Raw genomic sequence first — 14,795 nt, forward strand, 5'->3', positions numbered from 1 at the left:
TGTCTAAGAACTAACTACCTACGGATGGATTTGACTTAAAATAAACCGCAAGCGATCGTAGTCGTCTTTAAGTAGCACGCTTAGGTTACGTCCAGCTTTAATTAGCCATTCTCGGTCAGCTTTGCGTAATTGGTATACATCTCGAATGGCGGCTGCGGTCAAGGACTCGACTGGCGCACCATTAATACAAAGCAATGTCCGCAAAAAATCTAGTTCTTCAGTAAATTTAACGATCGCTTCTGGTTCACACCGATAAACAGCTTGATGAATTTGCGGGGGACGGGGTGGTAGATACTGATATATTCTTTGGTTATAACCTCGATTCTGGGAAGATTGTTCAAATCCCACGATCGCAGCTCTAAATTCTGTTCTCAACATGGCAAATATCTGGGGTTGTTCCTCGCGTAAGTCTTGCAGTGACAACCCCAAAGCCCTAGCCCGGTGTACTGAATCTATAGGCATAGTAGTGGCATAATATACCACAGCATAAACTTGATTCCCAGATTCTTCATCCACAGAGCAAACCCAACTACCAAAGGGTGGCATGGAGGGAAAGCTCAAATCTTCTGGTTCCAAACACTGAGCTAGAAATTCAGTACTAGTAGTTTCAATCACCTCCGCAATGTGGTTGGGATGGCGATCGCCAGTAGCAAACTGTGGTAGGGGGAGGCGCATAGTAATTTAGTCATTAGTCATTGGTGAGCCAGCACGATCTTGGGGGTTTCCCCCATGAGTGACTGGCGTTAGCGCAGCGTTAGCGAGGAACGAGCGTCACCCGTAAGGGTCATTAGTCATTAGTTTTTGCCAAAGGACAAAGAACAAATGACTAAAGACTAATCTTATTTGGCTTTTTTCCGTCCGGCTATGGTTTCTACGAGTTCCAATTCGCTTAGGCGAAAGGTAACTAATTTATCCCAGTTACCACCTTCAAATAATACGGCTACTTTGCCATCGGTCAGTCGTTGCACGAGTCCTTCGTAGCGATAATAGGTATCTGCGGGATTCTTGACGCGAACAGTTGCTCCAGGCAGAATCATGTTTTTAGCCTCGCTTGTTTCCTTTTAATAGCTTAATACTTGTTATTAGTCATTTGTCGTTGGTTCTGACAAATGACTAATGACGAATTAATAATACTTCTGCCTTTGGCGAAAATTTGCTACCGATTCTACTATTCCCAAGGAAATGAAGTTGGTCAGCATAGCAGAACGCCCATAACTCATCCAAGGTAAAGGTATTCCTGCCACAGGTGCTAAACCTACAGTCATGCCAACGTTCACAATCAACTGAAACACGATCATAGATAAAACGCCAATAGCCAACAAGGAACCAAAGTTATCTTTGGCGGTTTGGGCAACATGCAGCAGACGGAGGCAAATTAAGCAGAAGACAAACAGCACTAACAAACAACCAACAAAACCGAATTCTTCTCCGACTGCGGAGAAAATAAAGTCTGTATGCTGTTCGGGTACAAAATTCAGTTGCGTCATTGGCCCCTTGAACAGACCCCATCCCCAAATTTCACCAGCACCAATGGCAATACGAGATTGGATTAAGTGATACCCAGCACCGAGTGGATCGTGATCGGGGTCCATGAATACAGTTAGCCGAGCTTTTTGATATGGTTTTAGAATATGGTTCCAAGCGAAGACTCCTAATTCGCCACCCAGTATATTGAGAGTCCACGCACCGATCGCACTGCAACCAAATCTACGCCAAGGGAGAGTTTGCCAGCCCAAAATAGCCATCGCAAATGACCAAACTATTCCCAATGGGCCAAAAGATAGTTCTTTGAATAAAATTATCGGCTCTGATAAAGGCCAAGATATACTAAACAAAATGGCCGCAACCACAGGAGAAATCAGCAGAATTAACCAGCCTGGGTTAGCATTTGCCCAATAAAGCATTCCTAAGACGATCGCACCAAATACCAATGATGTTGCTAAATCTGGTTGCAAAAATACTAATCCCCAAGGTATGGCGGTAATTGCCAGAACTCGGAAAACACCTTCAAGGCTAGAAGCAGTACGCCTGTGTAGCAAAGCTGCTAAGGTAATGATCATGCCGACTTTGGCAAATTCTGAGGGTTGCACGTTAAAGCCAGCGATACTAATCCACCTCTGTGCCCCTTTAGCGCTAGTACCAGCAATCATCACCGCGATTAAGCTGAAATTCGTTAGTGAGTATGTTACCCAGTGCCACTGCATTAAGAGTTCGTAGCGGATGCGAGATAGAAATAGGGCTATAAGCACACCGATACCCGCTACCATCCAGTGCCACCACCAGTCAGTTACTGGCTGCTTCAGTTCCGTACTGAGGATCATGATGCCACCAAAGATACTGACAGCAACTGGCAAACAAAATAGTAGCCAATCTACATGTTGCCAGGGCTTAACCCAAGACTTCCAGCGAATTTTGGGGAGCGATCGTTTTAATAACATTGTGCCAATTTAGACTTTTTTAATTGTTGGGAATTGGGGATTGGGAATTGGGAATTGGGAATTAAGGAGAATAACATTACCTCTTTCCCCCTGTCCCCTGCCCTCTGCTCCTTTGCTTCTTTCCAATACCCGATCTTTAGTATTCCCAGGACATAGCCCAGGAAGCAGATAGAAATTAAAATTAATTATGTCAACGCAGCAACTGATACTTTACCAGCAATTGTAAGAGCGATCGCAGTTAATGCTTTTGCCGAAGCTGAATCTGGATCGCCAATAACTATGGGCACACCACTGTCACCACCAACTCGTGTGGAAATCTCTAGCGGTACGCACCCCAGCAGTGGCACTCCCAATTCGGCGGCGGTTTTGGAGCCTCCACCAGAACCAAAGATGTCATAGTGTTTATCTGGTTGATCGGGGGGGATAAAATAGCTCATATTTTCCACGATCCCCAATACCGGGACATTCATCTGCTGGAACATCCGCAATCCCTTGCGAGAATCTAATAGGGCTACAGTTTGCGGTGTTGTGACAATTACCGCCCCGGCCATTGGCACTGCTTGAGTTAAAGTTAACTGAGCATCTCCGGTTCCCGGTGGCATATCTACAATCAAATAATCCAGTTCTCCCCATTGCACTTGATAGAGAAACTGGCGAATTACGCCATTGAGCATCGGCCCCCGCCAAATGACTGGTTGATCTCGGTCAATCAAAAAGCCCATTGAAACTAATTTGACACCGTGATTAAAAGCAGGTTCCAAAATATCACCTGTTTCAGTGGAACGCACCACAATTTGAGCATCAGCTAGACCCAACATAGTGGGATCGTTGGGGCCGTAAATATCAGCGTCTAACAAGCCAACTTTTGCCCCAGTTTGAGCTAGAGCCACTGCTACATTCACCGCCACCGTACTTTTACCAACACCACCTTTGCCACTGGAAACAGCAATAATATTTTTTACACCAGAAATACCAGTGCGATCAGGCAAACTTTTTTGTTGGGGTGTTTCTGCGGTTACTTCTATGCTGACATCTGTAACACCCGATAGCTTTTTGACAGCTTTCTGACAGTCTTCGACGATAAATTCACGTAAAGGACAGGCAGGAGTGGTTAACACTAAAGTGAAACTAACCTTGCCACCGTCAATTTTGACGTTGCGAATCATATTCAGTTCCACCAGACTTTTGCGGAGTTCTGGGTCTTCCACTGGACGCAAAATTTCTAGGACAGAGCGAGAATCGAGGACATCGTACATAAAAATTCAAAATTCAAAATGAATAAATACACTTGTGGCGAACATCTTGCTATTAACTCGATGTTTTCTTAAGTAAGGTCAGCTTAGTGTTTTCACTGTCAATGCCGTAATAAAACTTAGCAAATGGCATTATTACCTAATAGAATCTTAACTTTCTTTGGGCATTGGGTACAAAAGGCAGAGGAGCAGGGAGCGCTCCCCTTTACCTAAAAATCAAAACAACTGTCGTCAAGAGATTTCTTCTTCCCAGATACCGTTGGCAATGCCGTCTTTTCTGCTGCTTCTACTAAAGACCGGGCTACGCGGTCTACATAAGGACGGGATAAAGACCAAATCAGGGGCGATAACCAACCCCGTAGGGTTACAGAATAAGATAAACAAGTGCCACAAACCGTTGACTCTACTTGATAAGTCACCCGTTCTTCTATTCCTGGAATTGCCAGCACTCGGATACTCAGCATCTCTCTGTGATTGACACGCTCCACAAAAATACGGATGGGAATTGGTGAAAAGCGTGTTACAGCATGAAAAATCAATCCTGGTTTGGGTACTAAACCGTAGGGTACATTAGTACTCTTAAGTAGTGGATGCCAGGAAACATCTGTTAAGTCAGCAACTTTTTGCCACAGTTCATCTACAGAAGCAGAGCTTATCTCTCGATATGTCCGCACCAGAGAAGCGCAAAACCGACGACGTTTGCGGTGGATGAATTTGGATAACCAATCTTGCATTTTCCTAATCCTCCTCCCTAGACACTTTCTGGTAACTCTGGTATTGTGTGCAACTACGCTCAGTTCCTGAAGTACCAAATGAGCGAAATAGTTAAAATTAACAAAATAAAACTCAGTCAATATACAAGCCTATACGCATTTGAGGGAAAATAACTCTAGTGATGGCCATCAATCGTATAAATGCTTAACCAGTAAGAAAAAAGCGGGTTGGGCAAATAGAGCTTGATTGTTGGCGCGTGTTTCCCCCAAATTTTTAAAATTAAGAAATTTGTGGCTTTCTGGAAATTGTAATTTAGGTTCGGGAATCTATGTTGACCAACTCGCAAACACCAACTGTAGCAGCAGAATCATCCAAGTCTTTGCCAGCACCTGACGCTCAGATTAGAGTCAGTCAGTTTATGAAACAACTGCAAGACGAAATTACTGAATCATTGGCAAAACTAGATGGTGTGGCTAAGTTTAATGAAGATAGTTGGGAACGCCCTGAAGGGGGTGGAGGGCGATCGCGCGTGCTGCGAGAAGGTGCAATATTTGAACAAGCAGGTGTAAACTTTTCTGAAGTTTGGGGTTCTCATTTGCCAGCCTCAATTTTAACCCAACGCCCTGAAGCCGCAGGACATGGCTTTTATGCCACGGGTACTTCAATGGTGTTGCATCCTCACAATCCTTACGTGCCCACAGTTCATCTAAATTATCGCTACTTTGAAGCGGGGCCAGTGTGGTGGTTTGGTGGTGGTCTTGACTTGACACCTTATTACCCGTTTGCTGAAGATGCGGCACATTTACACAAAACGTTAAAACAGTCCTGTGACAAACACCACCCGGAGTATTACCCAGTATTTAAGAAGTGGTGTGATGAATATTTTTACCTCAAGCATCGTGATGAGACACGAGGGGTAGGTGGTCTATTTTTTGATTACCAAGATGGTCAAGGTGCTTTATATCGCGGGCCAAATCCCAATGGGGAAGCAGCTATTTATAGCAACCAGGTGGGAACACCAGCAACCCGCAATTGGGAAGATTTGTTTGCTTTTGTGCAAGACTGTGGCAGAGCATTTTTACCAGCCTACGTACCTATTGTAGAACGGCGACATGGGATGGAATATGGCGATCGCCAACGGAATTTTCAACTCTATCGCCGCGGACGGTATGTAGAATTTAACTTGGTTTATGACCGAGGTACTATTTTTGGTCTGCAAACTAACGGACGCACCGAATCAATTCTTATGTCCCTACCACCTTTAGTGCGCTGGGAATACGGCTATCAACCGGAACCCAATACACCCGAAGCCGAGTTGTATGAAATCTTCCTTAAGCCTCAAGATTGGATCAACTGGACACCACCTCAATAGTGCTGTACATGGATAGCGGAGCATTTAGCCTGTGCTGAGTTAGGAGTTAGGAGTTTTTCCCTATCTCCCTCATTTTCCTAGTCTCAGCCACTCCTCGTTTAAAATTGCTACTCAGTACTGATTTAGTGAGTTAAACTACTAAAGTTAAGCACTTAGCAGAAAAAGGTGACAATTTTAGCTATAGCTTGTTAATCTCAAGTGACAGCGTTAGACAATTCTGTAACTACCTAATCTTAAGAGGAATGCCACGGGGAGGGCTTTAGTGATTCATATAGACCAAAAAACTTATACAACCCAAGACGGAAACACCGTTATTGTCCTAACACCAGCAGGTCGCCTAGACATTACCACTGCTTGGCAATTTCGCCTGAAATTACAAGAGTGTATTTCCAAACTCAGCCGCCATGTAGTTGTAAATCTGGCTCAGGTGAATTTTATTGATAGTTCTGGTCTCACGTCTTTGGTAGCTGGAATGCGTGATGCTGATAAAGTCAAGGGCAGTTTCCGCATCTGCAATGTACATCCAGAAGCCAAACTCGTGTTTGAAGTGACAATGATGGATACTGTCTTTGAAATCTTTGAAACAGAAGATGAAGCTTTGGAAGGTGTACCTCGTAGTATGGCTAGCTAAAAAAGAGTTAGGAGTTAATAGAAACTTCATAACTCGTAATTCATGAATGATAGGTTTATCTTATTGAATACTGATTCCGCTTGGTGTAGCGATAAGGGCCCATAATCGCTCCCCAAGTTGCTTTTCCAGTTTCTGGATCAATTCCTTTGTCGTAGCTGTGAAATTCTGCCGCAGTGGTTTCAAACCCCAAGGAAACATAGATGCTATTACCAAGATAAGTAAAGCTGCAACGAGTCTCTGGTTGTGGTGTGGCGGTAAACTTATAGCGAGCGCCAGCTAATGCTTCGTGAGTAACTGTTAGGATACAACCTGGTAGTAAATCTAATTGTTCGGGTGTCAGTGTGTTCAGTAGAGCAGGGTTATTGCCTGCGCCTCTTAATGCATCTGGATCTTGAGGTATATAGTATTGTACTTCCAAAGATGTGTCAGAGTTGCTACCCTGACGCAACCGCATAATTCGCTGACGGTAAGGTTTATCTAGGTTAATCACGCTAGCTTGTTCGGCAAACAAGGTGATGCTATCTTCTGTGAACAAATTCACTGGTCTTTGCCACATTCGGAGATGGACATACCAAACTGGTTCTTCTATAGCTTGTTCCCGATTATCAAATTCACCAGCTAGGTACTCACCTAAAGCAATTAACTGTGGCGAGAAGTTCATAAATTCAATAAACAAATCATTAAGGAGAAATATTTCTGGCTAGTTTTTTAGAGGAAAAGGTCTTAATCCCCTGTGGCTACTAGCTTATAAAATACTTTTGATTTGTTTATATTGTAAATGAAACCGTCACAAGTCAAAAGCTCAACTTGGCAAAGTAGCCTTTAAGCGAGAAAATAAAGATACGTCGCCCTTAACATTTTCTTTGTGAATAACGTCCGTACTGTCTCTGATACAAAACGAACTTTTTACAATCTTCACACCCGTCCGATTAACACTATTTATCGTCGGGTAGTAGAAGAATTGATGGTAGAAATGCATCTGCTGTCAGTAAATATCGATTTTAGCTACAATCCAATTTATGCCTTGGGTGTCGTCACAACTTTTGACCGCTTCATGGAAGGCTATCAACCAGAACGGGATCAAGAATCAATTTTTAACGCCTTATGTCAGGCTATAGAAACAGATCCACAACGCTATCGACACGATGCCCAAAGATTGCAAGCTGTAGCTAAAGGTTTGCCTGTTAAAGATTTAATTGGGTGGCTAGCCCAAACTACTTACTTAGATAGAGATACTGACTTGCAAGCACAACTGCAAGCGATCGCCAACAATCCTAACTTTAAATACAACCGTTTGTTCGCAATTGGTTTATTTTCGTTATTAGAACAGTCAGATCCGGAATTAGTCAAAGATGAAAAGCAACTAACTGAGGCGCTAAAAGCGATCGCAGCTGGCTTGCACGTATCTGATGACAAACTCAACAAGGATTTGGAATTATACCGTTCTAACCTAGATAAGATGGCGCAAGCGCTGGTAGTAATGGCAGATATGCTCTCAGCTGATCGCAAAAAACGCGAACAACGTAAACAGCAATCAACGACTCCCGTTGCTCCCCCAAGTTCCAACGAATAGTTAGGAGTTAGGAGTTAGGAGTTATTAACAACTAAATCCTAACTTCTAGCTCATCACTATTGATTTTAAACACCCAATAATTTGTAGATTAAGCTGTTAATTATAGTCAGCGTAAATGCTCCAATAACAGCACTCCAAATACCGTAACGTAAGCGGAAGCCCTCTACTAACCAAGCAGCAATACTAAAGCAAACTACGGCAATCATAAATGTGAAAATGCCGGATAGTAAATCCAACGTAAGTAAATTGGGAACTGCAAAAACGAGGCTTAAAATCGGTCTGACTATTGCCGTCACGATACCAAGCACTGCGGCCGAAAGAAAAGCTTTACCAGGAGTATCAATTTCAACTCCTAAAGGTAATTTACTAATTATCAACAGGCTGATAGCTGTTACTACCCAAACAATTAAAAGCGTAACGATATTCATGCCACAACCCCTGAAACGTGAATGGCAATTGGTTATAAATTCCTTCAGTTTATCGGTGGAAAAATCTTTAAAGCTCAACCAATTATTTGTAAGTTAGCAGAAATTTCATTGCTAACTGAATTTTGTTTTAGATATCTTTAGGATTGAGAAAAAGCTTCAGGGGAGCAGAGGGGCAGGGGAACAGGGAGCAGGGGTATAAAGAAGAGACAAGGAAGAGGGGGGGGAGACAGGAGAGAGAGACTTGTTCAATAATTCCCCCTTGTCCCCTTGTCCCCCTGCCCCCTGCCCCTCTCCCTCTTCTGCCCAATCCCTCATACTCCCTAGTTCATCTTTTAAGAGGTGGTTGCGTTTGTTTGGGTGCTACAGGGGCTTGGGATGCTGGTGGGTTGGAAATACCAGGATTGATAGGACTGATGCCTTGCCCGGTTGGAGGCTGACTTACACCAGGTAAGGGTACGGAATTAGGTGCTAAGGGAAATTTAGGGGTAATATTCCCTTCGGGATTGATGCCTGGAACTGGTGCTATACCAGGATTGACTGGGAAAGAGGGGATATTCGGCTGATTGAGTGAGTTTGTGGGTGGTTGAGATGGGCCAGGAATAATTCCTAAAGAAACGCGATCGCCTCCTACTTGCCGTAGCAAATCCAATGTCTCAATCACATCATTATAAGTTGCTGTCCGCGAAGCATTTAGCACCACAACAGCACTGGGGTTTCCTTGAAGATACTGTTTTAACTTGGCTCCTAAATCGTCGCGTTTTACAGGCTGTTTTTCTATGTAAGTATTGCCAACGGCATCGATAGTTACAATGAGACTTCCACTCTGTGATGTTATTGCAGATACTGTACTAGGGCTGGCTTTGGGCAAATCAACATTTATTGCCTGTTGCCGTGTAAATTGTAAAGCCGCTAACAAAAAAAACGTCAGGATACAAAAAACGACATCAATTAAAGGGATGATTTGAATTTGGACTTCTTCAATTGGGGTATGTAGATTAACTTTCATTTTCTCAATTTAATCGCCTGCTTGGGGGTTAACTTATTGACTAATTAGGTAAATTCGGGGGTTCAGGAGGTTCAGGCAACCTAGTCTTTCCTGGCTTGCGAGGTGGAGTGAAATTTTCCCGGACAATTGGTGATGTAATATTACTAAAATCAGGGGGGGACTGGCGGTAGAGTAATTCCATCTCATTCCCTGCCTTCCGAAAAACTTTGACTTGGTTAACTACAAAACTTTGAAATAGGCGATAAAATACCAAGCTAATAATGGCAACTATTAACCCAGTTGCCGTACTAATTAAGGATTCACCAATACCAGTAGTCACCCCGGCGGTAGATTCAGTTCCCAAATCGCCAATCCGAATTGAGCGCAGAGAGTGAATTAGACCTAAAACAGTACCCAATAATCCCAGCAGGGGCGCGAGGGCAATCACAGCTTCTAAAAGCTTTTCGCCCCGCCGCATTCCAGCCAATTCATCTTCTGCTGTAGCCTCAAGTGCTAGTCGAAAGGTTTCCACATCAGTTTTTTGAAAACGTAAGGGGGCATAAAGAAAACGCCCGACAGGTTGATGGCTTGCTTGTTTGGCAATGTCAGCAGCTGCTTGCCAATTATCTTGGGCAGCATCCAGAATGCGATCAACTATTTGCTTTTCCTGAGTCAAAATTCGCAACCAGAACCACAGACGCTCAAAAATCACACTCAAAGATAGAATCGACAGGACAAGTAAAGGCCACATCGCTGGCCCGCCCTTATAAAATAAATCTAAAATATCCACTGTTTAAGTTTCCTCCCTCCATGATTAGAGCAAATGTGCTAAGGCATTTTAATTCTAGAGATTAATGCAAAATGAGGGACTTCCAAAATATAAATTTCTCGAAAAGCTAAAAAGATAGTGTAAGCATGGGGTATTGGACTTAGACTAGTGGACAAACTTGCTGCTGGGTTGCCATAATCCCGAATTAATACAATCACTGTCTAATTTGTCAAACCCTTGCGGTATTAAACTCTTATGGATAATTACAAAATAGGTTTTTGATGACAGATTACGAGTAGCGTCTTCCCGACTAACTAGGGCGGTTATTCGCACCGGGAATTTTTAGGATTATTTGTCAAAATTAAAGATAACTGGAGGTTCAAAATATGAAATTTTCAATCCAATCACTTTACACCTGGTATCGCGATGTGCTTCGTAACCCCAAGTACCGTTGGTGGGTAATTTTAGGAACGTTGGTCTATTTGGTCAGCCCATTTGATGTTCTCCCAGATTTTATACCCGTTGTGGGGCAAATTGATGATGTTTTCCTTTTGACTCTGCTAGTTTCTGAGGTGTCTGGGCTAGTAATTGAGGGATGGAAGGCTCGTAAGGGTGAGGTGGGTGCTGAAGTACCTAATAACACAGAGGGTTCTACGTCTACTGCAAGCACAATTGATGTTGATGCTGTTTCGGTTAAGTAGATTTAATAAAACCCCTGCTTTTGGAATGGAGGTGGGGGATATTTTTTTTTAACGCAAAGGGGCGCGGAGGGAAGCGCAAAGGTTCGCGGAGGGGGAGTTAGAGGTTGTTGGCTACGCGTTTGATGCCTTCTTTGAGGTGGAGGACGTTGAAGTTGAGGAGTAGTACTAGTTTGCAGTTTGCGAGTTTGAGATAGGTTAGGAGTTGAACTGAGTGAATCGGGTGGAAGGATTCTACAGATTTAATCTCTACAATTACTTGGTTTTCGACCATCAAATCTAATCGATAAACGCAATCCAATTTCACTTCTTGGTAAACCAAAGGCAATGGAATTTGCTTGCCAACACTCAACCCGGACTTCTTCAACTCATAATCCAAGCACTCCTCATAAGCCGACTCCAACAAACCAGGTCCCAAAGCAGTATGAACCCTCATCGCACAACCAATATTCACCCCACTCAAATCATTCTCTCTCATCCTCTGCGCTCCTCTGCGTTTCCTTTGCGCCCCTCTGCGTTTAAAAATCCTTCACAAATTCCGTCAAGAACCTAAACGCCTTCAAAATATAACTAGCGCAATCTCTAGGAGAAGTATTGTAAAACGATCGCCACGCACTTGCCTTATCCTCATCATAGCGATCGCTGCGTTGACTATGATTTTCTAGCCACGCCAATCGCACTGCGTGTCCAATCAACACATCTAACACAATATATTCTTCGATTTGCAGCTTGGGATTATTAGCTGCGATCGCTCCTAATTCGATTAATGCTTCAATATTAACTTGGCGGTATTCTGGAGCTTCGATTTTATTCAGCAAATGCTCAACCAAGAGAGCAAAATTTCTTTCCCCTGCTGTCATCTCGGATAACATTATCTCACTATCTAAACGATTGCGGCGCTCTAGTTTATCCCCAATTACTAGACCCTTGCAATGTTGCATTAATAGCCAAACCTGCTTGAAAAAGTCTTTTGGTACGCGCCCCGTCGCACCTTCGGCTTGGCGAAACCGTCGCCAACCACCTGGCGGAACTTCTATCCCTTCGGCGATTCCTGGTAACACCACCCAAGCAATATCACTTTCTTTTTGCTTGACGTGCAGTGATTCTTGCTGACGCAACAGGTTACTCATGCCAGTATATCCAGTTAATACCTGACGCAAGCGCATTTTCACTTCAAAGGGTGAAAGTTGCATTAGGCGATCGTAAGCTTCATCTTGAGTGACATGCAATTCTCGCGCTAGTTCACTGGTTATTAACAGGATGAGATAGCCGACTCTCAGCGTCAGCAGTCCCTGAAATAATTGGGGTTCTGAGCGAATTAAGATACCAACATAGATTAAAATCTCTTGAGTGAGGACGCGATCGCGGATATCTTCACGACAAAAATGATTAATTTTATCGGCAATTTCATCGTGAGACATGGGTACGCTAATCAAGGACGCTTCACTGTAAGCTTTACCCACAGAAATTTGCTTACCTCGCACCAAAATACTCGTGACTGCATCTGATAGGCTGATATCAACCATTTGGCGTAACCCCGCAGCCCGACGTACCACAGCCCAAATACCTAAATCTCCAGCTTTGGTATACACTTCATCAAGTAAATCGGCTACGGTGACAGGATATCCTGGGCCGCCATACCCCGTATCAAAGTTCATACCTTGCAAGCGAGTTAAGGTTTGCAATAACTCAATTTGCTCGTAAATATTCTCTGATGAGCGTAAATAAGAAAGTAATAATGCAAAGTTAGTTTCATACTCCATCTGAAATTCTTGAGTATGCCCTAAGCGCCAGTTTTTCTCAGGATGATAAGCCAAATAATAGCAACGTGGGCCAGCATTTCTCACTGGCGATCGCGAGAATTCTGCATTGGGGAGAAAATCAATTCTTTGGATTCCGGCTGTTAAAATTAGCTGATTTAGCCGCCCTAATTTCACTCGCACACCGTTACAAACACCATCTTTTAGTTCTTGCATCAGTTCTAGTAATGCTTTCGAACCTGCTTCTAACATGGTGTGCGTCAACATTAAAGTCAAGGTAGGACGACCTAAATCGCTCCAGTATTTTTGAATATAAGCTAGTTCGCTTCTAATTTGATCTAGTAGAAAATGGTAATCAAGGGTTAAGTAAAACTGTTGAGAGTCGGAGAATGAAGGCAAAAATACAATTGTTTCCCCACGAATCCGAAAGATTCTAGATGTTGTTAAACTCCGCAGCCGTCGTACTGGCCGCCCAGTTAAACCAAGTTTGTCATTACGGCCAATTTGGGTATAAATAGCTGAGAATTCTCCAGCTTTTCTCACCTGAATCGGTTCTACTTGAGTAGGTGTTTGTGTTTCAATGCCATGAACTTCTAGTTTTTTCTGTAAATCTTCATCTTCTGCTAGCAAGGCAATTTGTACCAATGATTCGCGCTGTTTTCCCACGCACAAATGTCTTCCCAAAGGGTCGATATCACCAACTGCTAGTAACCCTTCACTCAACATTTGACTAAGAAAATATAAACTCTGCGCCCACACCAAAGGGATATTTTCATTGGGTAAACGTGGTTGCATTTGGGGTGCTAACTTTTCTGCTTCTATGTTTTCGGCTGGGACATAATATAGTTCTGGCAGTAAACGCAAACCATCTTGTTCTATAAGTAATGATTCTAAAAGTTCTTGATATTTTTTAACTTGTTCTTGCTCACCGCAAAATAATCCATCTAAAACTAAATAAGTGAAAAATAACGGCCATTCACATTCAATATGCTCAAATTGCTTGAGTTCCCACGGTTCGTAGTGCAAGCGCTGATTATCTTCTAAAACCGTCTGGTGTCCATCACGCAAAAAGCGTTTGCAGCCGTATTTACCTGCGAGTTTATTGATAATATCGTTTAAAGTGCGATCGCGTAACTGCGAGTCTTCCACTGCAAAGGCAGGATAACTGATAATACTTAATAGCGCCGCATCAATTTCTTTGGAACCAGATTCCCTCGGCAATAAAGATTCTAAAGTAATTCGGGCGCGGGCAATTTCATCTGGCAGCACATGAATCACCGATGCTTGACTCCCATGCACACCAAACAAATCCAGTCCGTTAATAGCTTCTAAAGCAGCTTTTGCCATGCCTACAGAACTGGCATTTAACTCAGCACTACCCCGATTAATTTTATTACCACGTTCCCAAATGCCATAATCTGGTGTGCGGTAAGCTCGTCCAATGTAGTAAACCAAATTTTGGACGAAATTCACTTCATCAATTGTATAAATTATTGGCAATCCCGCAGCCGTCATTTGCGCCAACATCAGCAAAAATATAGATGTGGCATCAAGTTGCAAATGTCCCCATTCATCATCACCAACAACAATGTCACCGGTCGCGGTATTGTATTTGGCGTGCAGTCCATCTAATAGCGATTGAGTATGTTTAAATGTCTCTACTTTATGAGCCTGTCGCATCATCGCAAACAACAACCCGCGCATCAGTTTGATGACACTGTGTTCTAGTTCATAAGTGCGTCCCTTATCGTCGTCAATCTTGCGGTATGCAAGTCCTAAACCCCAAACTGCCAAAATACTATAAACATTGTCTCGCACCCAGGCATCTGTATAATCGCCGTGGGCTGTAATCGCTGTACTCGCAGGTAGTAAACCAGTAATCGGATTCTGCCGAGCCAGGATAATTGTCTTGATTTGCTGGTAGTAATAGTCCAGACGAGCTAGCAATTCGGTAGATGTTTTCATGATTTGGTTCAGAACTACTTGCAAAATTCGACCCTGTGGCTGTGAACTAAACCAAGCCAGAACAAGTTTTGTAATCGGCGATGGGACAACAGCTAAGGGTGGTGTGAGTTTATTATTATCTCGTGTTAGTAGACCTCTGGGTACTGAATTTTAGCGATCGCAAACTAAAATACGATTTGCTTGGGCTATTTTATACCTGAAATAGCAAA

15 protein-coding genes are annotated in these 14,795 nt (G+C 43.2%); 4 read left to right on the top strand and 11 right to left on the bottom strand.

Going from position 1 to position 14,795, the window contains the following annotated elements; genetic code table 11:
- Positions 1 to 18 precede the first annotated feature (18 nt).
- The 5 genes from IQ274_RS11100 to IQ274_RS11120 form a co-directional block, all read right to left on the bottom strand.
- Positions 19 to 675 carry an HAS-barrel domain-containing protein gene (locus tag IQ274_RS11100; protein ID WP_194142285.1) on the bottom strand — a complete coding sequence of 219 codons (657 nt, stop codon included), beginning with the start codon at positions 673 to 675 and terminating at the stop codon, positions 19 to 21.
- 164 nt (positions 676 to 839) lie between these two features.
- Positions 840 to 1,037 carry an NAD(P)H dehydrogenase subunit NdhS gene (locus IQ274_RS11105; protein ID WP_012411449.1) on the bottom strand — a complete coding sequence of 66 codons (198 nt, stop codon included), beginning with the start codon at positions 1,035 to 1,037 and terminating at the stop codon, positions 840 to 842.
- Between the two features lie 87 nt (positions 1,038 to 1,124).
- Positions 1,125 to 2,438 carry a rod shape-determining protein RodA gene (gene rodA, locus IQ274_RS11110; protein WP_163933340.1) on the bottom strand — a complete coding sequence of 438 codons (1,314 nt, stop codon included), beginning with the start codon at positions 2,436 to 2,438 and terminating at the stop codon, positions 1,125 to 1,127.
- A gap of 185 nt (positions 2,439 to 2,623) precedes the next feature.
- Positions 2,624 to 3,694, bottom strand: coding sequence for an Mrp/NBP35 family ATP-binding protein (locus IQ274_RS11115; protein WP_194142286.1), 1,071 nt, complete (start codon positions 3,692 to 3,694; stop codon positions 2,624 to 2,626).
- Between the two features lie 206 nt (positions 3,695 to 3,900).
- Complete coding sequence (locus tag IQ274_RS11120) at positions 3,901 to 4,425, bottom strand: SRPBCC family protein (RefSeq protein ID WP_163933347.1); 525 nt, start codon at positions 4,423 to 4,425, stop codon at positions 3,901 to 3,903.
- Positions 4,426 to 4,733: 308 nt separating this feature from the next.
- On the opposite strand from IQ274_RS11120, the gene hemF reads away from it, so the two are divergent.
- Positions 4,734 to 5,777 carry an oxygen-dependent coproporphyrinogen oxidase gene (gene hemF, locus IQ274_RS11125; RefSeq protein WP_194142287.1) on the top strand — a complete coding sequence of 348 codons (1,044 nt, stop codon included), beginning with the start codon at positions 4,734 to 4,736 and terminating at the stop codon, positions 5,775 to 5,777.
- Between the two features lie 262 nt (positions 5,778 to 6,039).
- A complete protein-coding gene (locus IQ274_RS11130) occupies positions 6,040 to 6,408 on the top strand; it encodes an STAS domain-containing protein (RefSeq protein WP_163933353.1) in 369 nt (122 codons plus the stop codon).
- A 55-nt stretch (positions 6,409 to 6,463) separates the two neighbouring features.
- Here the strand turns inward: IQ274_RS11130 and IQ274_RS11135 are convergent, their stop codons facing one another.
- Complete coding sequence (locus IQ274_RS11135; RefSeq protein ID WP_194142288.1) at positions 6,464 to 7,069, bottom strand: chromophore lyase CpcT/CpeT; 606 nt, start codon at positions 7,067 to 7,069, stop codon at positions 6,464 to 6,466.
- A 204-nt stretch (positions 7,070 to 7,273) separates the two neighbouring features.
- On the opposite strand from IQ274_RS11135, the gene psb29 reads away from it, so the two are divergent.
- Entirely contained in the window at positions 7,274 to 7,981 is a 708-nt protein-coding gene (psb29, locus tag IQ274_RS11140; protein ID WP_163933359.1) for a photosystem II biogenesis protein Psp29, read from the top strand.
- A gap of 65 nt (positions 7,982 to 8,046) precedes the next feature.
- Here psb29 and IQ274_RS11145 read toward each other — a convergent pair whose 3' ends face one another.
- From IQ274_RS11145 to IQ274_RS11155, 3 genes are all read right to left on the bottom strand, one after another.
- Positions 8,047 to 8,409 (bottom strand): phage holin family protein, encoded by a 363-nt coding sequence (locus tag IQ274_RS11145; RefSeq protein WP_012411457.1) that lies wholly within the window; start codon positions 8,407 to 8,409, stop codon positions 8,047 to 8,049.
- A gap of 325 nt (positions 8,410 to 8,734) precedes the next feature.
- Positions 8,735 to 9,415, bottom strand: a complete 681-nt coding sequence (locus tag IQ274_RS11150; protein WP_163937510.1) for an ExbD/TolR family protein — start codon at positions 9,413 to 9,415, stop codon at positions 8,735 to 8,737.
- Positions 9,416 to 9,455: 40 nt separating this feature from the next.
- Positions 9,456 to 10,184 (bottom strand): MotA/TolQ/ExbB proton channel family protein, encoded by a 729-nt coding sequence (locus IQ274_RS11155; RefSeq protein ID WP_194142289.1) that lies wholly within the window; start codon positions 10,182 to 10,184, stop codon positions 9,456 to 9,458.
- A 365-nt stretch (positions 10,185 to 10,549) separates the two neighbouring features.
- Here IQ274_RS11155 and IQ274_RS11160 point away from each other — a divergent pair, with 365 nt between their 5' ends.
- Entirely contained in the window at positions 10,550 to 10,864 is a 315-nt protein-coding gene (locus IQ274_RS11160) for a YkvA family protein (protein ID WP_163937504.1), read from the top strand.
- Positions 10,865 to 10,961: 97 nt separating this feature from the next.
- Here the strand turns inward: IQ274_RS11160 and IQ274_RS11165 are convergent, their stop codons facing one another.
- Both IQ274_RS11165 and IQ274_RS11170 read right to left on the bottom strand, forming a co-directional pair.
- Entirely contained in the window at positions 10,962 to 11,339 is a 378-nt protein-coding gene (locus tag IQ274_RS11165) for a GxxExxY protein (RefSeq protein ID WP_194142290.1), read from the bottom strand.
- A gap of 40 nt (positions 11,340 to 11,379) precedes the next feature.
- Complete coding sequence (locus tag IQ274_RS11170; RefSeq protein ID WP_194142291.1) at positions 11,380 to 14,586, bottom strand: glycoside hydrolase family 15 protein; 3,207 nt, start codon at positions 14,584 to 14,586, stop codon at positions 11,380 to 11,382.
- Positions 14,587 to 14,795: the final 209 nt, after the last annotated feature.

The organism is Nostoc sp. LEGE 12447, from assembly GCF_015206985.1.
Taxonomy (GTDB): Bacteria; Cyanobacteriota; Cyanobacteriia; order Cyanobacteriales; family Nostocaceae; genus Nostoc.